The 22355-nt window shown below is 69.7% G+C and carries 19 protein-coding genes; 9 read left to right on the top strand and 10 right to left on the bottom strand.

Annotated elements, in window-relative coordinates; genetic code table 11:
* Positions 1–211 precede the first annotated feature (211 nt).
* On the top strand, positions 212–718 hold the full coding sequence (locus tag ODI_RS17075) for a peroxiredoxin (protein WP_067750084.1): 507 nt from the start codon (positions 212–214) through the stop codon (positions 716–718).
* Between the two features lie 93 nt (positions 719–811).
* Entirely contained in the window at positions 812–2146 is a 1335-nt protein-coding gene (locus ODI_RS17070) for an MFS transporter (RefSeq protein ID WP_067750086.1), read from the top strand.
* A 113-nt stretch (positions 2147–2259) separates the two neighbouring features.
* On the opposite strand, the gene ODI_RS17065 is transcribed toward ODI_RS17070, so the two are convergent.
* Positions 2260–3108 (bottom strand): DMT family transporter, encoded by an 849-nt coding sequence (locus tag ODI_RS17065; RefSeq protein ID WP_067750088.1) that lies wholly within the window; start codon positions 3106–3108, stop codon positions 2260–2262.
* Between the two features lie 22 nt (positions 3109–3130).
* The gene (gene bioB / locus ODI_RS17060) at positions 3131–4144 is read right to left on the bottom strand and encodes a biotin synthase BioB (RefSeq protein ID WP_067750090.1); all 1014 of its coding nucleotides are present in this window, start codon (positions 4142–4144) and stop codon (positions 3131–3133) included.
* Between the two features lie 272 nt (positions 4145–4416).
* On the opposite strand from bioB, the gene ODI_RS17055 reads away from it, so the two are divergent.
* Positions 4417–4647, top strand: a complete 231-nt coding sequence (locus tag ODI_RS17055; RefSeq protein WP_067750092.1) for a hypothetical protein — start codon at positions 4417–4419, stop codon at positions 4645–4647.
* 20 nt (positions 4648–4667) lie between these two features.
* Here ODI_RS17055 and ODI_RS17050 read toward each other — a convergent pair whose 3' ends face one another.
* The 6 genes from ODI_RS17050 to ODI_RS17025 form a co-directional block, all read right to left on the bottom strand.
* Positions 4668–5669 carry a Csu type fimbrial protein gene (locus tag ODI_RS17050; protein ID WP_067750094.1) on the bottom strand — a complete coding sequence of 334 codons (1002 nt, stop codon included), beginning with the start codon at positions 5667–5669 and terminating at the stop codon, positions 4668–4670.
* Positions 5666–7900 (bottom strand): fimbria/pilus outer membrane usher protein, encoded by a 2235-nt coding sequence (locus tag ODI_RS17045; RefSeq protein WP_231968078.1) that lies wholly within the window; start codon positions 7898–7900, stop codon positions 5666–5668. Before ODI_RS17045 ends, ODI_RS17050 begins: the two co-directional genes overlap by 4 nt.
* 177 nt (positions 7901–8077) lie before the next feature.
* A complete protein-coding gene (locus tag ODI_RS17040) occupies positions 8078–8803 on the bottom strand; it encodes a fimbrial biogenesis chaperone (RefSeq protein ID WP_067750097.1) in 726 nt (241 codons plus the stop codon).
* 14 nt (positions 8804–8817) lie between these two features.
* Positions 8818–9327 carry a Csu type fimbrial protein gene (locus tag ODI_RS17035; protein ID WP_067750099.1) on the bottom strand — a complete coding sequence of 170 codons (510 nt, stop codon included), beginning with the start codon at positions 9325–9327 and terminating at the stop codon, positions 8818–8820.
* Between the two features lie 220 nt (positions 9328–9547).
* A complete protein-coding gene (locus ODI_RS17030) occupies positions 9548–10366 on the bottom strand; it encodes an ABC transporter permease (RefSeq protein ID WP_067750102.1) in 819 nt (272 codons plus the stop codon).
* Entirely contained in the window at positions 10363–10989 is a 627-nt protein-coding gene (locus ODI_RS17025) for an ABC transporter ATP-binding protein (protein ID WP_197707105.1), read from the bottom strand. Before ODI_RS17025 ends, ODI_RS17030 begins: the two co-directional genes overlap by 4 nt.
* A gap of 154 nt (positions 10990–11143) precedes the next feature.
* On the opposite strand from ODI_RS17025, the gene kdpA reads away from it, so the two are divergent.
* Genes kdpA through ODI_RS17000 form a run of 5 tightly spaced genes read left to right on the top strand, consistent with a single transcriptional unit; the run spans position 11144 to position 19081 of the window.
* On the top strand, positions 11144–12865 hold the full coding sequence (gene kdpA / locus ODI_RS17020; RefSeq protein ID WP_067750106.1) for a potassium-transporting ATPase subunit KdpA: 1722 nt from the start codon (positions 11144–11146) through the stop codon (positions 12863–12865).
* A 19-nt stretch (positions 12866–12884) separates the two neighbouring features.
* Positions 12885–14978, top strand: a complete 2094-nt coding sequence (gene kdpB / locus ODI_RS17015) for a potassium-transporting ATPase subunit KdpB (protein ID WP_082985158.1) — start codon at positions 12885–12887, stop codon at positions 14976–14978.
* Between the two features lie 14 nt (positions 14979–14992).
* Positions 14993–15655, top strand: a complete 663-nt coding sequence (kdpC, locus tag ODI_RS17010) for a potassium-transporting ATPase subunit KdpC (RefSeq protein WP_082985159.1) — start codon at positions 14993–14995, stop codon at positions 15653–15655.
* Positions 15652–18333: a sensor histidine kinase gene (locus ODI_RS17005; RefSeq protein ID WP_067750108.1), complete on the top strand. Its 2682-nt coding sequence runs from the start codon at positions 15652–15654 to the stop codon at positions 18331–18333. The genes kdpC and ODI_RS17005 overlap by 4 nt, the downstream gene beginning before the upstream one ends.
* Complete coding sequence (locus ODI_RS17000; RefSeq protein ID WP_067750110.1) at positions 18326–19081, top strand: response regulator; 756 nt, start codon at positions 18326–18328, stop codon at positions 19079–19081. Before ODI_RS17005 ends, ODI_RS17000 begins: the two co-directional genes overlap by 8 nt.
* Here the strand turns inward: ODI_RS17000 and ODI_RS16995 are convergent.
* Entirely contained in the window at positions 18994–20580 is a 1587-nt protein-coding gene (locus ODI_RS16995; protein WP_067750112.1) for an MFS transporter, read from the bottom strand. The genes ODI_RS17000 and ODI_RS16995 overlap by 88 nt on opposite strands.
* A 125-nt stretch (positions 20581–20705) precedes the next feature.
* On the opposite strand from ODI_RS16995, the gene ODI_RS16990 reads away from it, so the two are divergent.
* Positions 20706–21575, top strand: a complete 870-nt coding sequence (locus ODI_RS16990; RefSeq protein WP_067750114.1) for a LysR family transcriptional regulator — start codon at positions 20706–20708, stop codon at positions 21573–21575.
* Positions 21576–21595: 20 nt separating this feature from the next.
* Here ODI_RS16990 and ODI_RS16985 read toward each other — a convergent pair whose 3' ends face one another.
* Entirely contained in the window at positions 21596–22354 is a 759-nt protein-coding gene (locus ODI_RS16985; protein ID WP_067750116.1) for an ABC transporter permease, read from the bottom strand.
* Between the last annotated feature and the right edge of the window lies 1 nt (position 22355).

Below are 22355 nucleotides of genomic sequence, written 5' to 3'. Positions count from 1 at the left end.
GGTCCACCCCCGAAGCGCCGTTGGCGCTTCCCCCTCAAGGGGGCGGCGCTGGCGGACTGGCGGAGCCAACTGCGCTGCGCTCCTGATGGCGGGCCCATGAGGGGCGGGCGCCGGTCAGTAGCAGCGTCTTACAGCAAGCTGGCCGGCGGGCGTTCTATGATGGCGGCTGAGGGCCGCCCGGGTGGGCGGCTCCGCCCCCACGGAGACCCCCATGACGGTAAAAGCCGGTGATCGCGTGCCCGAAGGCACGCTGACCGAATTCATCGAAACCGAAACCGAAGGTTGCACGCTGGGCCCGAACGCCTTCAAGGTGTCGGACCTGACCCGCGGCAAGAAGATCGCGCTGTTCGCGGTGCCTGGCGCCTTCACCCCCACCTGCTCGGCCAAGCACCTGCCCGGCTTCGTGCAGAAGGCCGACGCGCTGCGCCAGGCCGGCGTGGACGAAATCTGGTGTGTCTCCGTCAATGACGCCTTCGTCATGGGCGCCTGGGGCCGTGAGCAAGGCGTGGCCGGCAAGGTCCGCATGCTGGCCGATGGCTCGGCTGACTGGACCCGCGCCATGGGCCAGGAGCTGGATCTGACTGCCCGGGGCATGGGCGTGCGTTCGCAGCGCTACTCGGCGCTGATCGAGGACGGCGTCATCAAGGCGTTGAACGTCGAGCAGGCCGGCAAGTTCGAGGTCAGCGACGTCGACACCCTGCTGGGCCAGGCTGCCTGATCACGTTTCACGTTTCGTGTGTTGCCGGGGCCGTGCGCGCCCCGGACCGCGCGGGAGCGGTCCCGCGCGGATGATTCCAATCACCGCGCCGCCATGCTTGCCACACTGACTTCCTTCTCCTCGCTGTACCTGGCCTCCCTGCTGATGATGGTCGGGACGGGCCTCTTCAATACCTATGTCGCGCTGCGCCTGAACTCACAGGCCGTGGGCGCCGTGTGGGTGGGCGCGCTGATCGCGGGCTATTACCTGGGCCTGGTCTGCGGCGCGCGCATGGGGCACAAGCTGATCATCCGCGTCGGGCACATCCGCGCCTACGTGGCCTGTGCGGCGGTGGCCACCTCGATGATCCTGCTGCAGACCCTGGTCGAGGCGTTGCCCGCCTGGCTGGTGTTCCGCATCATCACCGGCGTGGCGATGGTGACGCAGCTCATGGTGATCGAGAGCTGGCTCAACGAGCAGACCGAGAATCGCCAGCGCGGCCGCGTGTTTTCCTTCTACATGCTGGTGTCCGGGCTGGGCACGGTGCTGGGCCAGCTGGCCCTGACCGCCTATCCGGTGCTGGACCTGCGTCCGCTCACCTTCGTGGGCATCTGCTTCGCCGTATGCCTGGTGCCGCTGGCGCTGACGGCACGCTCCCACCCGGCCGCGCAACTGCCCACGCCGCTGGACGTGAAATTCTTCGTCAAGCGCGTGCCCATGTCGCTGACCGCGCTCTTCGTCGCGGGCAACCTGTCGGGCGCGTTCTATGGCCTGGCGCCGGTCTATGCCGCGCAGCAGGGCTACACCACCTCCCAATCCGCCATCTTCGTGGCGGTGGCCGTGCTGGCCGGGCTGCTGGCGCAATGGCCCATCGGCTGGTTGTCGGACCGCGTCAACCGGGTGGGGTTGATCCGCTTCAACGCGCTGCTGCTGACGCTCATCGTGCTGCCGCTGTGGGGGTGGCTGAGCCTGCCGTTCTGGCTGCTGCTGACGCTGTCGTCGCTGTGCGGCATCCTGCTCTTCACGCTGTATCCGCTGGGCGCGGCCTTCGCCAACGACCACGTCGAGGCCGAGCGCCGCGTGGGCCTGGCCGCCGTGCTGCTCATCGTCTATGGCCTGGGCGCCTGCGTGGGGCCCCTGATCGCGGGCGTGCTGATGGACTATGGCGGTTCAGGGATGTTCTTCGTCTTCAATTCGCTGTGCGCGGCCATCCTGGTGGCGACCATGCGGCCCGAGCGGGTCACCGGCCTGCATCGCGTGGACGAAGCCCCGGTGCACTTCGTGCCGGCGCCCGACGGCCTGCAGGCCTCGCCCATGGTGGGGACGCTGGATCCGCGCACGGACCCGCAGGCAGACGTCTATGTGGAAACCGTGGCCGTGGACAATTCACCGGTCACGGAAATGGAAGGCCCCGACGCGCCGCCGGCGCCGGGCAAGACGGCGCCTTGAGACCTGCCGGCGTCAGGGTGCGCCGGCCAGCCCCTTGTCTTACAGGATGTTCAGCAAGCGCTGCGAGGGGCCTTGTGGCTTGAGCGCGAATCGGCTGGGCGGGTTCTTGCCGCCTAGCCGATCAGCACCAGCACCGCCGACACCGCCAGTCCCACGCCCGCCCAGTTGCGGGCGCTGAGCTTCTCGTGGAAGGCGAAGGCACCCACCAGGGTGCCCAGCGTGATGACGCCGATGTTCATGGCGGCGAACACCACGGCGGGGTCATCGGCGTACTGCTGGTGCGCGCGGATATAGAAGAGGATGTTGCCGAAATTGGCCAGGCCCAGCAGCACGCCGGCCCCGGCATTGCGCCAGGTCCAGCGCACCCGCAGCGCCAGCAGCGTGACGGTGATGACGATGCCCGCCAGCACGAAGGCCGCCAGCAGGCCGCCCGCGAACTGCGTGCCCGCCTTGGACAACTGCTTGAACAGCACGTCGATGACGCCGTAGCCCAGCCACACGGCCAGGGGCCAGGCCCAGCGGCCACGGCCCTCGTCGCCGGCCTGCGGGCCTTGCTGGGGGCGGCCGATCAGGCAAGCCAGGGCCGCGAAGGCCACGGCGATGCCCGCGCCGACCTTGCCCGTCAGGGGTTGGCCGAAGAAGAGGAAGGCGGCCAGCAGCGGAATGAACAGCGACAGGCGTTGGGCGGCGTCGCTGCGCACGATGCCGGCGTGCCGCACCGATGCCGCCATGGCCAGGAAGACGCTGGGCAGCAGGAGGCCCAGCGCGATCAGCACGGCCCAGGGCGTGGCCGGACGCTGCAGCGTGTCCAGCGATGGTTGCAACAGGGCCACACACAGGCTGGCGGCCACGGCGTAATTCACCGCGACGGCCTGGCGCACGTCGATGTCGTGGCGGCGTGCCAGTTTCAGCAGGACGGAGACCAGGACGCTGCAGGTGATGCTGAGAGCAAGGTAATGCATGAGAGAGGCGGGTCTTGCGGCCTCAGGCGACCTGGGCGCATTCGCGCACCTGGGCCGCGTCCACGCGCAAGCCCAGGCGCGCCATCAGCGCGCGGTCGGCCTCGGCCTGCGGGTTGGCGGTGGTCAGCAGCGTATCACCGTAGAAGATCGAGTTCGCGCCCGCCAGGAAGCACAGGGCCTGCAGGGCGTCGGACATTTCTTCGCGGCCCGCCGACAGGCGCACGCGCGCGCGCGGCATCGTGATGCGCGCCACGGCGATGGTGCGCACGAACTCGAAGGGATCGATGGGGTCGGTGTCGGCCAGCGGCGTGCCTTCCACGCGCACCAGGTTGTTGATGGGCACGGATTCCGGGTAGGGCGACTGGTTGGCCAGTTCATGCACCAGGCCCGCGCGCTCGCGGCGCGATTCGCCCAGGCCGACGATGCCGCCGCAGCACACGCTGATGCCGGCGTCGCGCACCCGCGCCAGGGTGTCCAGGCGGTCCTGGTAGGTGCGGGTGGTGATGATGTTGCCGTAGAAGCCGGGCGAGGTATCCAGATTGTGGTTGTAGTAGTCCAGGCCGGCGTCGGCCAGTTCCCGTGCCTGCTCGGTTTCCAGCATGCCCAGCGTCATGCAGGTTTCCAGGCCCAGCGCCTTCACCTCGCGCACCATGGCCGTCACGGCCTCCATGTGGCGGGGCTTGGGGTTGCGCCAGGCAGCGCCCATGCAGAAGCGCTGCGCGCCGGCGGCCTTTGCGCGGCGAGCCGCGGCCACCACTTCCTCCAGCGGCATCAGTTTGTCGGCATCCACGGCGGTGTCGTGGTGCGCCGACTGCGGACAGTAGGCGCAGTCTTCCGGACAGCCGCCCGTCTTGATGGACAGCAGGCTGGCCAACTCGACCACGGCCGGGTCGAAATGCTCGCGATGCACGGTTTGCGCGCGGTGCAGCAGTTCGGGAAAGGGCAGGTCGTAGAGCGCCAGGATCTCGTCCAGCGAGACGCGTTGGGCGACGTTGCGCTTGCGGGTGGGAAGGGGCAGGGTGGCGGTGTGGGACATGGCGGATCCAGCGTTGCGCGGGCAACTCGGCAAGGGGAAAACCGACCGATGTTAGAGAGGCGCGCGCACGTGGGCAATACGGGCGTTCAGGGAGGGAAGCGCGAAGTTGCTTGATGAAAGGAAGAAGAAGATGAATGTTATCGAAACCCTCGCGCCAGTTGCGGACAACGTCCCTGCATTCTTATTTGAAACAAAATGTTTTCATGACTGAAAAAAAACAGGGTCGGTTGTGGGGTTGATATAGTGCTGCGGCCCTTCCCAGGACTTCCTCCATGCCCCGCCTTTCCTGCCTGGCAGCCGTCGCCGGCCTGCTGCTGGTGACCAGCCCCCGCTCCACTGCCGAAGCCATCCGCAGCGCGGCCATGCCCGTGAGCCTGGTCATTCTCGGCACCTGTTCGGTCAGCCAGTCCCCACGCGCCCAGCCGCAGGTCAATTGCCTGCATGGGGAACCGGTGCGCATCACACGTGACGCACCCGACGGCGCCTGGCATATCTTCTTCTGATCCGGGCGTCGGCCGACGGCTCAGAAGAGGATGGTCGCCGTGATCGTGTCGCTGTAGTCGCCCGGTACTGGCGTGGCCTGCGCCGGCACCTGTCCGTAGACCGTCACCTGGGCGGGGTAGCCCGTGCCGGTGGCGGTATGGCGCAGCGTGCCGCCCGTCCCGTCGCCCCAGATCTGCGAGCGGGCCGAATCCAGGTAAAGCTGGTAATTCACGGTCGTCGTCACGCCATTGGCCGTGCGCGACATGCGCCGCGCGGTGACCGCGTTGCTGCCGCCGCCGCTGAGCGCGATCGCGTAGGGCAGGGTGTTTGAGCACCTGAGGGTCAGCGAACTCGTCGCGTTCAGCGCGGTGCCGAGCGTGCTGCCTTGGGGAAAGGCCATGGGCGCGGCGGAAATGGTGCAGTTCTTGGTGACGTTGGCGGTCGCGGTGAAACCGATGGGGCTGTTCGAGGCCAGGAGCACCGGGCAGGTGCCGGGGTCCAGGACGGGCAGCGCGTAACCCTGGTACGTGAGCCGGGCACTGGCCGAGGAGAACGTTTCGGTGTAGACGGTGGTCGCCGCATTGGTGACGGGCACCGCCGGCTGGTTGGCCAGGATTTCACCGTACAGGGTGAAGGTCTGCGTCAGCGTATTCACGCCGCCGCCAGGCCAGGTCATCTGGACGTTCAGGGGTTGGTTATTTGTCTCGGTGGACCCCAGCACCAGGCCAGCCGCCGAGCCGGTGCGCACCAGGTACTGCAGCGCGTTGGCGGTGCCTTGCTGCATGCGGCGCGGATTCACGCTCGTCGAGCTGTTGCCCAGGCCGAGGTTGACGCAGAGGCGCACGGTGGGCGCGGCCAGCAGTCCCCAATTGCATGTCACGCTCAGCGTGCTCTGCGCCGTGACCGCGCTCAAGGCGATGGGGTCGACGTTGTTGAAGGTGATGCCCCCGCCCGCCACGGTGGCCGAGCAGGTCTGGGCCTGGGCCGCGCCCGCGGCCAGGAACAGCGGCCCCATCAGCCAGATCAGCCGGCGCGCTGTCATTCGGGGGCTTCCTTGCGGCAGGTCACCGGCCCCACGGTGGGCAGCGAGCCGTCATCGGGGCGTACATACTCGAACGCCGCGAAGCAACGACCCCCTTCGTACGTGACCACGACGACGTTGTGGTGCGACAGCCGGCTCAGGAACGTCATGCTGTCATAGCCCACCACGCCGACTTCGTCGCCTTCCTCGTGCAGCACGTGCGCGCCCACGGGCAGGGGGCCGCCCGCCTCGTCCACCAGCAGCAGCACGGCCGCGGCCTGTTGCAGGATGGGGAAATGGGCCAGCACGCCCGATCTCGCTTGCGGCACCACCGTGCGGGAAGATACCGGAATGCTTGCGCTGGCGGGGAGCGACAAGGTGTCGATCTCGATGTCGTTGCGCTGGTAGGCATTGAGTTCCGGCACCAGCAGGTAGCCCGCGGCATTGGTCCGGCCGATGACGCGGTTCTGGTGCATGACCGGGATGTCGGGCGTGCCGTCGGTCGACACCAGCGCGAAGCCATCGTGGATGCGGCGCGCCGGCATCGCGGTGCCTTGCATCAGCGCCACGGCGCCCGCCAGGTTCAAGGAGGCCGACGTTTCACCGCCGTACTGCTCGACGGTGGCGATGGCCTCGCCGTAGCGGCCCAGGTATTGGCCCCAGGCCCGGCCATACCGTGACGACCGGGTCTGGCCGGCCTGCGTGCCCCAGCCCCAGCCACCGCCATAATCCGCCGGCCTGACCGCACTGGCGCCAAGTTGCGTTTCCCCGTTCTGCCTGCCCGCCGACATTCCCGCCGAGATATTGCCCAGCGCGATGCTCAGATTGGCGAATCCCCCCACTCCCTGGTTCTGGCTGAAGTCCTTGAAGGCGCTCAGGCTCAGCACGACCTGGCCCGCCAGGCTCATCAGGTACGAGGCGGAGGCGACATGCGCGGTGTCCGCGCCGCGGTAGCGCAGGCCGATGTAGCTGAGCGAGGCGGTATTGCCCTGGCCCAGCGGCAGGGAGAAGGTCGCGCGGGTGTTGCTGCGCACACCGGGGGCGCCGCCCAGCGAGGCCAGGTCGCCATGGTCGCCCAGTTGCCGTTGCGCCTGGATGTCCAGCGAATAATGCTCATCCAGGTATTGGTACCCCAGGCCCACTTGCGCGCCTTGCCGGCGGCCGGTGCTGCCCGACAGCGAGGCGTTCGCGACGCCTGCCGTGCCCAGGCGCGCCAGCAGCCCGACGCCGACGTTGGCCAGGCCCGACGCCGCTTCGGCATGGCCCTCCACCGTCCAGGCGTCGCTCAGACCGTAGCGCCCCGAGGCGCTGGCGGCGGGCGAGCGTTCGTAGTCGAACGAGCGCATGCCATAGTTGCGGCGCAGGAAACCCAGCTCCACGGCGTAGCTGGAAAGGTCCGCCGCGAGCAGGCGCGTGTCGATGTAGATGGGGATCGCGGTGGAGACGTCGCGCCCCAGCGCATCGCGCGTGATGACGTTGGCCAGCCCGGCCCCCGAGATGCCGGTGATGTCGTTCAGCACGAAGGGGCCGGTGGGGACGTTGCCGGTATAGCGGCGAACGTTGTTGATGTACACATCGACGGCCGTGGGCACGGCGGCTGTCCCGCCCAGCGCGGGGATGGGGAAGGTGATGAGGTCGGGCCGCAGATCAAAGTTGCGGCGCCATTGCAGGCCGCCCAGCCGCACGGCGCGGCTCCACGTCAGCGATGAGGAAATGGCGTCGCCCAGTTGCAGCGAGCGCAGCGTTTGCGGGTCTGAGCGGGTCCAGTTGGTGTCGAAGCGTACGTAGCCGTTCATCTGGCCGTTCCAGTGCAGCGTACCGGTGTTGCTGAACACGCCGTGACGGTCGAAGTAGCGCTGCTCGCTCCATGCCGCCAGCGGCGATTCGCGGCGGGTCTGGGCGTAGATCTCGTAGTTGAGCAGCAGGCCGCGGCCGGGCGTGGCGGGCGGCGTGGGGGCCATGCCGCGCGCGTCGACGCGATAGGTGGTGCGCAATGCGGGTGCGATGCTGAGATCGACCTCCTGCAATGCGGGCGTGTAGCGATAGCGCAGGCCGGGAAGGACATCGAGCAGGACTTCCTGCTCGGGCGCCACGCCCATGCGTCCGATATCCAGGCCCAGCGCGGCCAGCTCCTGTCCGCGCGCGTAGAGCCTCCCGTCGCCGCTGTCGCGGAAGCGGGAAAGCATGCCGGTGGGTTCGCCATCCAGCCTCACGTCAAGGTAGACCTCCTGCGTGCGTGGTTGCGTCATCATGGCGGCGGCTGGCATGGGCTGAGGCTGGGCCTCGGCGCCGGCGCCCACCAGCATGGCCAGCGCGAGGGCGCCGGCGTGACATCGTGATCGGCCGCAAGGCGGCCGTTTCGGGAGGGCGGCCGTCGTCATGGTTGTCGTTGCGGTCGCGAGGCGGCATGGCGTACATGAGAGGGGGCGCTACGGCGCGGGCCTTGCCGCCGTCGCTTCCAGTGCTTGCGTATTCACGGTGGCTCGCACGGTGACGGGCCCTTGTTCGGGCAGGGAAAAGGGCAACACCCACTCGCGCTCGCTGCTGGAAAGCGCATACCCCAGCAAGCCTTCGCCCAGCGACTGTGTCCTGCCACCCGCGGTCAGCGTCACCGCGCTGATCTGCGCCCGATACGGGCCTGCATTGGCCACGCGCAGCACCCAATCCTGGCCGCGCCGCGACACCATCCAGCGCAGTTCCTCCTGCGGCTTGCCCGCCCCGCCGCCGATGAAGACCGGCACCGAATAGCGCAGCCGCACCTGGACGCCGGACACGGGGTCGGGCATGGGCTTGGCAATCTCGTCGATGATGAGGCGGTAGGCGCGTTCCCCTTTGTCCGCGCTGCCCATGCGCAGCAGGCGGATGACCTGCGTGGTGCCGGGCGCGACCTGGATGAGCGGCGGCGTGACGACGATTTCCTGCGTGGGATCGAGTACGTCCTCGCCATCGCGTTGGCGCCAGGCGAAGACTCGCACCTGGCCATACATGGGCTCGCTGCTTGCGTTGCGCAACGTCAGGGTGGTGGCTTGCTGCGCCAGTGAAAGGTGGATCTGGACGGGGGATATCTGCAGGCTGGTGCCCTGGGCCAGTACGCCTGCCGCGCACGTTGCCAGGCAAAATCCTGTCAGACGCCGCCATATCTTGGGCGTCGCCATCTGTGCCGCCCGGTTCAAAAATTGACCGTGGCGGTGACGGTGGAGGTGTAGCTGTCGGGGGTGGGCGCCGCCTGCGGCGGAACGCGGCCATACACCGGAATGGGCTGCGCGCTGCCATTGCCCGTGCCGCTGACGGTATTGGTGCCCACGGTCACGCCCCAGACGTCGGTGTAGTTCGCGTCGCGATACAGTTGGTAGCTGACGGTGGACGTATTGCCGGACGTCGTGCCCGCCATGAAGCGCGTGGTGCCCGTGGAGCCGGTGCCGGTGCCCTCGTCCAGTCCCACGGCGTAAGGGGTGCTGTTGGTGCAGGTGATGTTGACCGTGCTCTGGAAGTCGAGGTTGGTCGTCAGCAGCGAGGTCGAGCCGAAAGCCAGCGGCGCCGCGCTGATGACGCAATTCGATGTGATGGTCAGGGTGACAGGGAACGTGGCGGTGGCCGTTCGGGTGAACTGGGCATGGCCGGCACAGGGCAGGGCGCAGGCGGCCACGGCGGCGAGCATGCGGCGTTGGATGTGCTTCATGGTTACCCCTTCATAGCTGAAACCAGGTAAAGCGCTGCATCCACTGTTGTTCTATTTCCGCCCGGTGAAAATGGCGGGTTGCCTCGTTGGGCAACTTGCCGTCACTGTACGCCAGGCAGGCTGCGTACGGCCAGGGGGTTAACCAGGGACGCCCCCCGGGAACATGTTTCAAAATATGTGCCCGGCGGACGCCTGCCGGGCAAGCAGGACGGGCCGCCCGTCACGGCTTCCTGCCTGTCCGCGCCGGGTCCCGCAGCCGATCCAGCCGCAGCCTGTCGCGCGTATCGCTCAGCCGCCGAACCGCCAGACTGGTGGCGCCGACGGCGGCCAGCAGGCTGCCGGCGCCCAGCAGGCACATCAGCAGGATCTGGTACTTGGCGGCTTCCATCGGGTCCATGCCGGCCAGGACCTGGCCGGTCATGATGCCGGGCAGGGTGATGATGCCGGCCGCCGTCATCTGGTTCACGTGCGGCATGATGCCCGTCAGCACCGCCCGCCGCGCCACGCCCTGGAAGGCTTCGCGGCGGCTGGCGCCCAATGCCAGGCGGGCCTCGATGGCGGTCCGCTCGCGGCGCACCGCGTGAAAGAGATCGTTCAGTGCCAGGCTGGCCGCGTTCATGACGCCACCCAGCACGATGCCCGCCAGCGGAATGGCATGGCGCGCGTCGTACCAGGGGTCGGGCCGCAGCGCCGTCTGCAAGGCGAGCAAGGTCACCGCCAGCGTGGTCACGCTCACCACGGTCGTGCTCAGCCCCAGCATCCACGGGCCGCGCAGGCCCTGGCGCTGACGGGTGCCCACGGCATGGCTGGCCGCGCCCATCATGGCCAGCACGACCAGCGCCGTCAGCCAGGGCGAGGCGGTGGCCAGCACCTTCTGCAGGATCAAGCCCACCAGCAGCAACTGGACGACCATGCGGGCAGCCGCCACCAGCAGCGGGCGCTGCACCCCCAGGGACAGCCAGACCGACAGGCAGGCGCTGCCCACGAGCAGCAGCGCGGCGATGGCGAGATCCAGCGGGCTGAGAAGGAGCGGCGTCATGGCTGCTGCCTTTCCAGGCCGCCGGGCGCCAGCGCGTGGCGGACGTCTGCCAGCGCATCGAACTGGCCGGGATGGTGGGTGACCAGCAGGATCGCCACGCCTGCGGCCTTCACGTCCTGCAGCAACGCGACGACGCGTTGCGCGGTGTCGGGGTCCAGCGCGGCAGTGGGCTCGTCCAGCAGCAGGCAACGCAGGCATGGGCTGAGCGCGCGCAGCAAGGCCAGACGCTGGCGTTCGCCAGTGGAAAGCCGCGCCACGGGGGCGTCCAGGATGTCGTCGGGCAGGCCCAGGCGCGCCAGCAGCGGCGCCGCCAATTCGGCATGCGGGAAGTGCGCGCGCACGCTGTCGTCCCACCAGCCCGGCTCCGCCGGCACATAGCAGACCTGGCGGCGCCAGAGGGGGGCGGGCATGGTGTCGCGCGCGCGCTCGCCCAGCCATGCCTGGCCTTCGTGAGGATCGAGATCGGCCGCCATGCGCAACAGCCGTGATTTGCCCGCGCCCGAGCGGCCGGTCACCAGCGCGCAGGTGCCGGGCGGCAGTTGCAGGTCGTAGGGCCCCCGGTCGGCCTGGCGCAGGCCGCGCAGGGTCAACGTGCCGGCGCAGGGGAAGGCGGGGAGAACCAAGTCGAGGACAGGCGGTGGAGGCGGGGTGTCTGGAGGCGGGCACGCAGATTTTACGCGGAAGTTACGCGCGGCCAGCGAGCGTGGCATGGAGAAGTTACGGGTTCCGAATCGATACTGCCAGCCGCTGGATGATTTCCTTCTGGGGAGCAGTGACATGATCGACGTTCTTCTCGTCTTCGCGGCAGCGCTGGCGTTGGGCTGGCCGCTGGGACACTACCTGGCGCGGGTCTTGCGCGGGGAGCCCTCGCGGTTCGATGGGCTTTTCCTGTGGATCGAAAGGCCCATCTATCGGCTGCTGGGCACTGATCCGGCCCGGGGCATGGGCTGGCGCGGCTATGCGGCGGCATTCGCGGCAAGCAGCGGCGCGCTGCTTTTGCTTGCGTGGCTGGTTTTCATCACGCAGGCCTGGCTGCCGCTCAATCCCGACGGCGTGCCCAACATGCGCTGGGACCTCGCCCTGCACACGGCCGTGTCTTTCCTGACCAACACCAACCAGCAGCACTACAGCGGGCAAGCCCAGCTATCCTATCTGGCGCAGATGGTGGCTGTCACCGGATTGCAGGTCGTCACGCCGCTGATGGCCTTGGGGGTGCTCGCCGCCACGTTGCGAGGCCTGTTCGGCGGGCGCCGGCCCGAGGACAGCGCCGCGGCGCAGGTGGCGCCGTCGCCCGAGGGTGGCGCGCGCGCCGATGCCGTCGATGTCGGAAATTACTGGGCCGACGTACTGCGGCTGGCCGTGCGCGTGATGCTGCCCTTGTGCCTGGCCTGGGCGCTGTTGCTGACCTCGCAGGGCGTGCCCTCCACCCTGTCGGGCGGGCCGGTCGCCACGCCGCTGGATGCCTCCGCCGGGATGTCCGAGCAGAAGATCCCCCTGGGCCCCGTGGCGCCGATGGTGGCGGCCAAGCAACTGGGCAGCAACGGTGGCGGCTGGTATGGGCCGAACAGTTCCGTGCCGCTCGAGAATCCGACGCCCCTGAGCAACTTCCTGGAGATGCTTGCCATCCTGCTCGTGCCCGTCGGCGTGATCTTCATGATCGGTCCCTTCACCCGGCGGCCCCGCTTTGGCCTCATGGTCATGGGCTGCATGTTGTTCATGTCGATCGTGTCGACCGGCGCCATGATCTGGGTCGAGGGCGCAGATGCGCCCGCCATCATGGAGGGCAAGGAGGTCCGCCTGGGCGTGACGGCCTCCGCGGCCTGGGCATCCTTGACCACGCAGGTCAACAACGGGTCGGTCAACATGATGCACGACTCGGCCGCGCCGTTGACCGGCCTGGGGGCGATGGCGAACATGCTGATCAACGCCATCTGGGGCGGCGTGGGTTGCGGCTTGCAGCAGTTCCTCGTCTATCTGCTGTTGGGCGTATTCATCGCCGGGCTCATGACAGGCCGCAGCCCGGAGCTTTTCGGACGCAAGATCGAGGCGCCCGAGATCCGGTTGCTGGCCGTGCTGGTGCTGCTGCAACCGCTCGTGCTGCTCGGGCTGACTGCCGCGACGCTGGCCATGCCCGACGCGTCGGGCGTGTCGAACCCCGGCTTCCATGGCATCAGCCAGGTGTTCTATGAATACCTTTCCGCGTTCGCCAACAACGGGTCGGGCTTCGAAGGCCTGGGCGACGCGACGTATTGGTGGAACCTGAGCGCGACGGCGGCCCTGCTGCTGGGGCGTTTCCCCGGCCTGATCATCCCGCTGGCCGTGGCCGCCTTGCTCGCCGCCAAGCGGCCAGCGCCCGAGACTGCAGGCAGCCTGAGGGTCGAGACACCGACTTTCGCGCTCACGCTGCTGGCCATCATCGTCATCCTGGTGCTGCTGCAGTTCATGCCCGTGCTGGTGCTGGGCCCGGTGGCCGACCATCTTTCGCTGCTGCCGCGATAAGCGGCAAGAGGAATTCGCCATGCAATCCAATCTGCCTGATCTGCCCGCGGCCGACGTTGGGAGCGCCGCCGCGCCAGTCCGCGCGCATCGCGCCGCCGGCCTGGACGCTGAGGGGCTGCGCGCCGCGCTTTGGGCTTCCTTCGCCAAGCTGTCCATCGTCCACGTGATCCGCCAGCCAGTCATCGCCGTGGTCTGGGGCGGCACCATCGTCACCGCGCTGCTGACGCTCGCGGGCCGCAGCGCGCCGGTGTTCGGCTGGAGCGTCACGGCAACATTGTTCATCACGGTCCTGTTCGCGAACTTCGCCGAGGCCGTGGCCGAGGCGCGCGGGCGCGGCCAGGCCGCATCCCTGCGGCAGGCCCGCCGAGACCTGACGGCGCGCCGTCTCAACGGCCTGAACGACCGCCAGTGGACCCGCGTGGCGGCCGCGTCCTTGCAGGCCGGCGATCTGGTCGAGATCGAGGCGGGTGAGATGATTCCCGCCGACGGCGAGATCATCGAGGGCCTGGCGACGGTGAACGAGGCGGCCGTCACCGGCGAGTCCGCGCCGGTGCTGCGCGAGGCGGGCACCGATCGTTCCAGCGTCATCGGCGGCACCAAGGTGTTGTCCGACCACATCGTGGTGCGCGTGACCGCCGCGCAGGGCGACAGTTTCCTGGACCGCATGATCGCCCTGGTCGAAGGGGCCAATCGGCAGAAGACGCCCAACGAGATCGCGCTGTCGATCCTCCTGACCACCATGACGGCGATCTTCCTCGTGGTTGTGCTGTCGCTGCCTGCCATCGCGGGCTTCGTGGGGCTGGCCATCGATCCGGTGGTGCTGGTGGCGCTGCTGGTCTGCCTGATTCCCACCACCATCGGCGGCCTGCTGCCGGCCATCGGCATCGCCGGGATGAACCGCGCCCTGTCGGCCAACGTGCTTGCCAAGTCGGGCAAGGCAGTCGAAGTGGCGGGTGACGTGGACATCCTGCTGCTGGACAAGACCGGCACGATCACGCATGGCGACCGCAGCGCAACCGCGTTCCATCCCGCGCCCGGCATCGATGTCGCCGTGTTGCGCGAGGCCGCCTTGCTGGCATCGCTGGCGGACCCCACGCCCGAGGGCAAGTCCATCGCGAAGCTGGCACGTGCCCAGGGCTCGGACAGCCGGGCGCCTCGGGCGGCGCAGGCGGTCGAGTTCAGTGCCCGCACGCGCATGTCCGGCGTGGACCTGCCTGGCGCCGATGGCGCATTGCGCAGCCTGAGAAAGGGGGCTGCCGACGCAGTGTTCGACGCGGTGCGCGAGCGTGGGGGCCAGGTGCCCGAGGCGCTGCGCGACCGTGTCGACAAGGTCGCGCGCGCCGGCGCCACACCGCTCGTCGTGGCCGACGGCGCACAGGCGCTGGGCGTGATCGCCCTGTCGGACGTGGTCAAGCACGGTGTGAAGGCGCGCTTCGCCCGCCTGCGCGAGATGGGCGTGCGCACGGTCATGGTGACGGGCGACAACCCGCTGACCGCTGCCGCCATCGCGGCGGAGGCCGGCGTGGATGATTTCGTGGCCCAGGCCCGCCCCGAGGACAAGCTGGCGCTGATCCGCCAGGAGCAGGCCAAGGGCCACCTGGTGGCGATGGTGGGCGACGGCACCAACGACGCGCCGGCGCTGGCGCAGGCCGACGTGGGCCTGGCCATGAACGCCGGCACGCAGGCCGCCAAGGAGGCGGGCAACATGGTGGACCTGGACTCCGATCCGGCCAAGCTGCTGGCGGTGGTCGAGGTGGGCAAGCAGCAGCTCATCACGCGTGGCGCCCTGACGACATTCTCGCTGGCCAACGACGTGTCGAAGTACTTCGCGATCCTGCCCGCGCTGTTCGCGGGGGCGCTGCCGCAGATGGCGGCGTTGAACGTCATGCAGCTGTCCAGCCCGGCCAGCGCGGTGCTGTCGGCGCTCATCTTCAACGCCCTCATCATTCCGCTGCTGATCCCGCTGGCATTGCGTGGCGTGCGCTTCACGCCGGCCAGCGCCACGGCGCTGCTGCGCCGGAACATGCTGGTCTATGGCGTGGGCGGCGTGCTGCTGCCTTTCGCCGGCATCAAGCTCATCGACCTGGCGCTGTCGGCGCCGGGCCTGTTCTGAAGAGGCACACCCTCATGCGTACCGAAAGCACCGATACCCTTCTTCCCTCCGCCGCGCGCGATCCGCAGCCGCGCCATGAGGCGCCGGCAGCGGCCAGGCCCGCCCGCCGCCAGGGCGGCCTGCTGCGCGCCAGCCTGGGCTTCGCGGCCATCTCGCTGCTGGGCTTCGGCCTGGCCTATGCCGCGGCCACGGCCAGCCTGGGCGGCCTGCTGTTTCCCGGGCAGGCCGCCGGCAGCCTGATCCAGCGCGATGGCAGGATCGTGGGCTCGGCCTGGGTGGGCCAGCCATTCGCGGGCGACACGTATTTCCACTCGCGCCCATCGTCCGCCAGCCATGACCCGATGGCGATGGCGGGCAGCAACCAGGCGCGCAGCAACCCCGATGCGCAGCGGCGCATCGCCGGGGCCACCGCCGCCGTGGCCGCCCGCGAAGGCGTGCCGCCCGAGGCCGTGCCGGACGATCTCGTCACCCAATCCGGCAGCGGCGTGGATCCGCACATCAGCCCTGCCGCCGCAGAGATCCAGGTGGCGCGCGTGGCGCGCGCGCGCGGGCTGGCGCCCGAGCGCGTGCGTGCCGCGGTGGCGGCGCACACCGAGGCCGCGCAGTTCGGCGTGCTGGGCGCGCCGCGCGTGCACGTGCTGAAATTGAACCTGGCCTTGGATACTATGCGCCCATGACCGAACACGGTGACCGCGACCGGCAGGCCGATGCCCTGGTGACCGCCCTCCAGCGCGAGGGCGCGGGGCGGCTCACCCTGTTCCTGGGCGCGGCGCCCGGCGTGGGCAAGACCTACGCCATGCTCATGCGGGCGCGCGAGCTGCGCCGCCAGGGCGCGGACGTGGTCATCGGCGTGGTCGAGACGCACGGCCGCCCCGAAACCGAGGCGCTGGTGGCGGGGCTGGACGTCCTGCCGCGCCGGCGCCTGCGCTACCAGTGCCGCACGCTGGAGGACATGGATCTCGATGCGCTGCTGGCCCGCCGTCCCGGCATCGCCCTGGTCGATGAACTGGCGCATCGCAATGCGCCGGGCTGCCGCCACGAGCGCCGCTGGCAGGACGTCATGGAGTTGCTGGACGCCGGCATCGACGTCTATGCCACCGTCAACATCCAGCACCTGGAAAGCCTGAACGACGTGGTGCACGAGATCACCGGCGTGCGCGTGGCGGAAACCGTGCCCGACGCCGTGCTGGACCGGCTGCGCGACATCCGCCTGGTGGACCTGCCCACGCGCGAGCTGATCGAACGGCTCAACCAGGGCAAGGTCTACGTGGCCGAGGTTGCCACGCAGGCCCTGCAGGCATTCTTCTCGCCATCGAACCTGGCGGCCTTGCGCGAACTGGCCATGCAGACGGCGGCCGAAAGGGTCGACAGCGATCTGCGCGACACTCACGCGGCGCGGGGCCTGGCGGGGCCCGCCTTGCGGTCGCGCGTGCTGGTGGCCGTCGATGGCGGCGGGCAGTCGGAATACCTGGTGCGGCGCGCGCGGCGCATCGCCGAGCGGCGCGATGCGCCGTGGACGGTGGTGACGGTGGCCACCCATGACAGGCGCGACGCGGCGTGCCAGGGCGAACTGGACCGCGCCTTCTCGCTGGCCCGCAAGCTGGGCGGCGAGACCGAGACGATCCGTGGCGCCGACGTGGTCGATGCCTTGCTGGATTACGCGGGGCGGGCCGGCGTGTCGGCCATCCTCATCGGCCGCACCCGCGAACGTCCCATCGCGCGCGCCTTCAATCGCACGCTGACGCAGCGCTTGCTGCAGCGCGGCGCGCATTACGAGATCACGCTGGTCAACCCGCCACCGGTACGCGCCCGCGCGCGCCAGGCCTGGCGCCAGGCGCTCACGCCGCCGCGCGGCCAGGACATGCTGCTGGCTGTGGCGGCCACCGCGGCAGCCATTGCGCTGGCCTGGGGCGCGCAAGCGTGGCTGGGCATGGACGACCTGTCCATGGTCTTCATCCTGGCGGTGCTGGCGGTGGCCGCGCGCACCGGCATGACGGGCGCGGTGGTGACGGCGGGCCTCTGCTTCCTGGGCTACACCTATTTCTTCATCGATCCGCGCGAGACCTTCCAGATCACCGCGCGGCAGGGGCTGGTCACCGTTGGCGCCTTCCTGCTGGCGGCGCTGCTGGCGGGACGCCTGGCCTCGGCCTTGCGCGCGCAGGTCCTGGCGTTGCGGGCGGTGAACACGCATGCCGCCACGCTGGAGTCATTGGGGCGCCAACTGGCCAGCGCGGCCGATCTGGGCGAGGTCATGCGCGCAGGCCGGGACGCCTTGCAGTCGGCCTTGGGCGGACAGGTGTGGATACGCATCGGCGAGGCCACCGGCCCCGCGCCAGCCGCGGCGCTGTCGGAGATCGACCAGCGCGCCGCCGACTGGTCGCAGCAGCATGGCCAGCCCACGGGCAGGGGCAGCGACACCCTGGCGGGCGCGTCCTGGCGTTTCCTGCCGGTGCGCCATGACAGCGGCACGCTGGGCGTGGTGGGCCTGCGCGACGCGGATGGCGCGACGCGCGAGGAACATGCCGCGCGTCGCCTGGCCGAGGCGATGATTGACGACATCGGCCAGGCGGCCCTGCGCACCCGGCTGGTGGCAGACCTCCAGGCCGCGCGTGTGGGCGCCGAAACCGAGCGCCTGCGTTCCGCGTTGCTGTCGTCGGTGTCGCACGACCTGCGTTCGCCGCTGGCGGCCATGATCGGCGCGGCCAGCAGCCTGTCGAGCTATGCCGACGCGATGCCCCCGGAGGACCGCCGCAGCCTGCTGGACACCATCACGGTCGAGGGCGAGCGGCTGGACCGCTACATCCAGAACCTGCTGGACATGACGCGCCTGGGGCACGAAGGCCTGGCGCTGAACCGCGACTGGATCGGCGTGGATGAACTGCTGGGGTCGGCCGCGCGCCGCCTGCGCCGTTACCAGCCCGACGTGCAACTGGAGATCGATGCGCCATCCGCGCTGCCCGAGATCTGGGTGCATCCGGCGCTGGTCGAGCAGGCGGTCTTCAACGTGCTGGAGAACGCCGCGAAGTTCTCGCCCGAGGGGGCCGCCGTGCAGGTGCGCGCCAGCGTCGTCGAGGGCCGGCTGCGCGTCGATGTCAGCGACCAGGGACCGGGCATTCCCGAGGCCGAGCGCGAGCGCATCTTCGACATGTTCTACAGCGTCGAGCGGGGCGACCGGGGCCGCCACGGCACGGGACTGGGCCTGACGATCTGCCAGGGTATGATCGGCGCGCATGGCGGCACGGTGCAGGCGTTCCCCGGCCCGCAAGGGCGCGGCACCACGCTGCGCATCACCTTGCCGCTGACCCAGCCGCCGGGCGGGCCCGCCGCCGGCCAGGAGGACGATGACGATGATTGACCCCCCTGCCGCACGCGCCGCCAGTCACGCCTTCCGCATCCTGGTCATCGACGACGAGGCGCAGATCCGCCGTTTCCTGGACATCACCCTGCGTGCCCAGGGCTATCAGGTCACGTCGTGCGCGGACGGCGCGACGGGCTTGTCCGAGCTGTCCGCGCACGGCGCCGACCTCGTCGTGCTGGACCTGGGACTGCCCGATCTCGATGGCCTGGACGTGCTGCGTGAATTGCGTGGCTGGTCGCAGGCGCCGGTGATGGTGCTGACCGTCAGGTCGGGTGAAGCCCAGATCGTGTCCGCGCTGGATGCGGGCGCCAACGATTACGTGACCAAGCCCTTCGGCACGCAGGAACTGATGGCGCGCATCCGGGTGCTCCTGCGTGCGCATGCGGCGGGCGACGAACCCGTGGCGGTGTTCGACGATGGGCATTTGCGCATCGACCCGGGCCGCCGCGAGGTCACGGTGGCGGGGCTGGCGGTGACGCTGGCGCGCAAGGAATACCAGTTGCTGACGCTGCTGCTTGCGCATGCGGGCCGGGTGGTGACGCAACCGCAATTGATGCGGCAGATGTGGGGGCCGACGCATGAGCAGGACACGCACTACCTGCGTGTCCTGACCGGCAAGCTGCGCGGCAAGCTGGGCGACTCGGCGGTCGCGCCGCGCTACATCGTCACCGAGCCCGGCGTGGGACTGCGTTTCGTCGGCGAAGGGCCTGCGCCGGAAGGCGTGGGCGCCACCGGCAAGGGATGACGCATCAGGCTGCGCACGCGCCAGGCGGCCAGCCACGCCGCGATGCCCGCGGCCAGCAAGGCCCAGGCGAAGCCCTGGGCATAGGCCTGGCGGGCCAGCGGCGCCAGCACGGCCTGCTGGCCGGCAGGCGCTTCCTGCATGGCGCCCGCCAGGTCGCCCCCTGCCAGCCTTGCCACGATCCGTCCCGCCAGGGCATCGGCCTGCGCGGTCACGCCCAGTTCCCGGGACAGGCGGACCTCGGCCTGGTGGGCCAGCAGCGCGCTCAGCAAGGCGAAGGCCAGCACGATGGCGGTGAAGCGCGTGGTGGTGCTCATGCCCGATGCCATGCCGGCACGCTCGCGCGGAATGCACGCCATGATGTTCTTCTGCGTGTCGCCATTGAGCAGGCCCGCGCCGCTGCCGGTGACGGCCATCGCCAGCGCGAAGGGCAGGTAGCCGCCCGTCCACGCCGCCCAGGCGGCCAGCAGGTTGCCGGTGCCCACCAGCGCCAGCCCCGTCGCCAGCATCGCCCCGGGTGACAGGCGCCGCGACAGCGAGACGCCCACGCGCGGAAAGAGCAGCAGCGTGACCGCGAAAGGCAGCATGCCCAGGCCTGCCCGCAAGCCTGGAAAATCCAGGCTGATCTGCAGATAGAAGGGCATCAGCGTCATCATGACCTGCGCGCAGCCGGCATAGGCGGCCATCGCCAGCAGCGCGCCGCGCAGGCGGGGGATGCGCAGCAGCGCCAGGTCCACCATGGGCCGCTGCTGCAGCCGTTCCACCAGCACGAAGAGCGCCAGCAGCGCGGCGCTGCCCAGCAGGCGTCCCCAGGTTGCCGCGTGGGACCAGCCCAGCTGGTTGGCGTCGATGAGCGCCCAGATCAGCAGGAACAGGCTGGCGCAGAAGCACAGGCTGCCCCACAGGTCCAGCCTGGCGGTGCCGGGGTCGCGCGACGGCGCGACGTGCCGCCAGACCGACCACGCCAGCACGGCGCCCACCGGCAGGTTCAGCAGGAAGACCCAGCGCCAGCCCAGGCCCTGGCTGATGGCGCCGCCCAGGGCCGGCGCGATCATCATGGCCACGCCCATGCAGGCGCCCCAGAAGGCCCAGGCCCGGGCGCGCGCGGTTTCCTCGTGGAAGGCGTGGGCAATCGAGGCCAGCGCCGCGGGCAGCAACAGCGCCGCGCCCACGCCCTTGGCCGCGCGAGCCACGTTCAACTGCAAGGCGGTCTGCGCCAGGCCGCAGCCCAGCGATGCCGCGACGAACAGCGCGAGCCCCACCAGCAGCATGCGGCGGCGCCCGTAGCGGTCGGCCAGCGCGCCGCCGCTCAGCAGGCCGGCGGCGAAGGCCAGCATGTAGGCGCTGACGACCCATTCGATGTCCACGAACGTGGCGGAAAGGTCGGTGGCGATGGCAGGCAGCGCCACCGCCACGATGTTGGTGTCCAGCACGATCAGCGCGCAGCAGGCCGATGCGGTCAGCAACGCGGCGCGCGGATTGGCGGGGTGGCTGTCTTGCATGGGTGTTGTCTTTGAGGAAAGCATGCCTGCCAGATTAATCCTGCCTATCTGCCTGCATGTTCATCAGTTTGGGGAATATTGTTAGGAGTAAGCTAACAATCCGGTGGATCCCTCTCCCCTCCCTCATGGAACTGCGCCATTTCCGCTACTTCCTCGCGCTGGCCGACGCGCTGCACTTCACGCGCGCGGCGGCCGCGCTGGGCATCGCAACGCCCACGCTGACCCGGCAGATCCAGGACATGGAGGCCGAGCTGGGCGTGCGCCTGTTCGCACGCAGCCAGCGCAGTGTCACGTTGACGCCAGCAGGCCTGGTGCTGCGGGAAGAGGCGCGCCGCGCGGTCGCCCAGTTCGAGGCCGCGCAGTTGCGGGCACAGCGCGAGGCGCGCGGCGAAACCGGCGCGCTGGCCCTGGGCTATGTCGCCTCGGCCGCCTATGCGGGCATCCTGCAGGCGCAGGTGGCGGCATTCCGGACGCGTTATCCGGCGGTGACGCTCTCGGCCTGGGAAGCGCCGATGGACACGCTGCCTGTTTCCCTGCGCGAAGGCCGGCTGGACGTGGCCTACGTGCGTTCTCCCATGGCGCTGCCGCCTGGCATCGAGGCGTTGCGCCTGCCGGACGAACCCTTCGTGCTGGCGCTGCCCGCCGCCTCGGGACTGGCGGGGCTCGCGCGGATCACGCCCAGGCATCTCAGCGGTGAAACGTTCATCCTGCCCGAGCAGATCTCGGGCACGCTGGACCTCGCGGCGCAGGGGAATTTCGTGCCCACGCTGGGCCCGCAGCCAGGCGGCCTGGTGGCGGTGCTGGCGCAGGTGTCGCTGGGGCAGGGGGTGGCCGTGGTGCCCGGCTCGGTGGAAGGGCATGTGAGCATGCCCGGCCTAGTGTACCGCAAGCTGTCGGGCGCGCGTCTCTCGTCGCACCTGTCCCTGCTGTGGCGGCGCCATGAAACGGCGCCGGCCATTCGCAGGTATGTCGCGCTTGTGCAGGCAGGGGGCTGAGTGGCTGCCGGGCTCGCGCCTCAGCGTCGGCCCAGTGTCCGATACGCCTGCCGGGCGAGCATGTCCAGCGCATAGCCCAGCAGTCCCACCAGCAGCACCATTGCCATCAGTTCGGAGTAGGCAAGGCGGTCCCGCGTATCGAGGATGAAGTATCCGACGCCAGCGGAAACCCCCAGCATTTCGGCCGGCACCAGCACGATCCACAGAATGCCGATGGCCAGGCGCACGCCGGTCAGGACGTGGGCCAGGATGCCAGGCAGCACCACGCGCAGCAGCGTCTCGGCGCGTGTCGCGGCCAGGCTGCGGGCCAATTGCAGCCAGCGGGGATCCAGTTGCCTGACGCCTGCGGCGGTGTTCAGGATGATCGGCCAGACACCCGCGAAGGCAAGCAGGAAATACACCGGTGCATCGCCCACGCCAAGCACCATCACCGCGATGGGCATCCACGAGAGCGGGGACACCATGCGCAGGAACTGGAACGTGGGGCTGAGCAAGGCATCGGCGCGTTGCCACGCGCCGACGGCCAGGCCCAGTGGCATGCCGATCAGCAGGGCCAGCGCCAGCCCGACGGCGATCCGCCGCAGGCTGGCCCACACATGAAAGCCCAGTTGGGGATCGCCAAGCAGTTCTCGCAGGCTGAGCCAGGTGGCGACCGGCGAGAAGCGTGCCGCCAGGCTGCCTGGCGCGGCCAGCAGATCCGTCGCCGTCCACCACAGCGCAAGGGTCAGGAAGAGGCCAGCCAGGCCAGGCAGGACGTGCGTGAGCGCGTATCGGTTCATG

It is taken from the genome of Orrella dioscoreae (assembly GCF_900089455.2).
GTDB lineage: Bacteria > Pseudomonadota > Gammaproteobacteria > Burkholderiales > Burkholderiaceae_B > Orrella > Orrella dioscoreae.
The sequence above is the reverse complement of the archived record's forward strand: the minus strand, read 5'-3'. Positions and strand labels throughout refer to the sequence as shown.

Excerpts from the sequence above, each read along its gene's own strand:
- ODI_RS17075 (WP_067750084.1), top strand. The coding sequence starts at position 212 with ATGACGGTAAAAGCCGGTGATCGCGTGCCCGAAGGCACGCTGACCGAA.
- ODI_RS17070 (WP_067750086.1), top strand. The coding sequence starts at position 812 with ATGCTTGCCACACTGACTTCCTTCTCCTCGCTGTACCTGGCCTCCCTG.
- ODI_RS17065 (WP_067750088.1), bottom strand. The coding sequence starts at position 3,108 with ATGCATTACCTTGCTCTCAGCATCACCTGCAGCGTCCTGGTCTCCGTC.
- bioB (WP_067750090.1), bottom strand. The coding sequence starts at position 4,144 with ATGTCCCACACCGCCACCCTGCCCCTTCCCACCCGCAAGCGCAACGTC.
- ODI_RS17055 (WP_067750092.1), top strand. The coding sequence starts at position 4,417 with ATGCCCCGCCTTTCCTGCCTGGCAGCCGTCGCCGGCCTGCTGCTGGTG.
- ODI_RS17050 (WP_067750094.1), bottom strand. The coding sequence starts at position 5,669 with ATGACAGCGCGCCGGCTGATCTGGCTGATGGGGCCGCTGTTCCTGGCC.
- ODI_RS17045 (WP_231968078.1), bottom strand. The coding sequence starts at position 7,900 with ATGATGACGCAACCACGCACGCAGGAGGTCTACCTTGACGTGAGGCTG.
- ODI_RS17040 (WP_067750097.1), bottom strand. The coding sequence starts at position 8,803 with ATGGCGACGCCCAAGATATGGCGGCGTCTGACAGGATTTTGCCTGGCA.
- ODI_RS17035 (WP_067750099.1), bottom strand. The coding sequence starts at position 9,327 with ATGAAGCACATCCAACGCCGCATGCTCGCCGCCGTGGCCGCCTGCGCC.
- ODI_RS17030 (WP_067750102.1), bottom strand. The coding sequence starts at position 10,366 with ATGACGCCGCTCCTTCTCAGCCCGCTGGATCTCGCCATCGCCGCGCTG.
- kdpA (WP_067750106.1), top strand. The coding sequence starts at position 11,144 with ATGATCGACGTTCTTCTCGTCTTCGCGGCAGCGCTGGCGTTGGGCTGG.
- kdpB (WP_082985158.1), top strand. The coding sequence starts at position 12,885 with ATGCAATCCAATCTGCCTGATCTGCCCGCGGCCGACGTTGGGAGCGCC.
- kdpC (WP_082985159.1), top strand. The coding sequence starts at position 14,993 with ATGCGTACCGAAAGCACCGATACCCTTCTTCCCTCCGCCGCGCGCGAT.
- ODI_RS17005 (WP_067750108.1), top strand. The coding sequence starts at position 15,652 with ATGACCGAACACGGTGACCGCGACCGGCAGGCCGATGCCCTGGTGACC.
- ODI_RS17000 (WP_067750110.1), top strand. The coding sequence starts at position 18,326 with ATGATTGACCCCCCTGCCGCACGCGCCGCCAGTCACGCCTTCCGCATC.
- ODI_RS16995 (WP_067750112.1), bottom strand. The coding sequence starts at position 20,580 with ATGCAAGACAGCCACCCCGCCAATCCGCGCGCCGCGTTGCTGACCGCA.
- ODI_RS16990 (WP_067750114.1), top strand. The coding sequence starts at position 20,706 with ATGGAACTGCGCCATTTCCGCTACTTCCTCGCGCTGGCCGACGCGCTG.
- ODI_RS16985 (WP_067750116.1), bottom strand. The coding sequence starts at position 22,354 with ATGAACCGATACGCGCTCACGCACGTCCTGCCTGGCCTGGCTGGCCTC.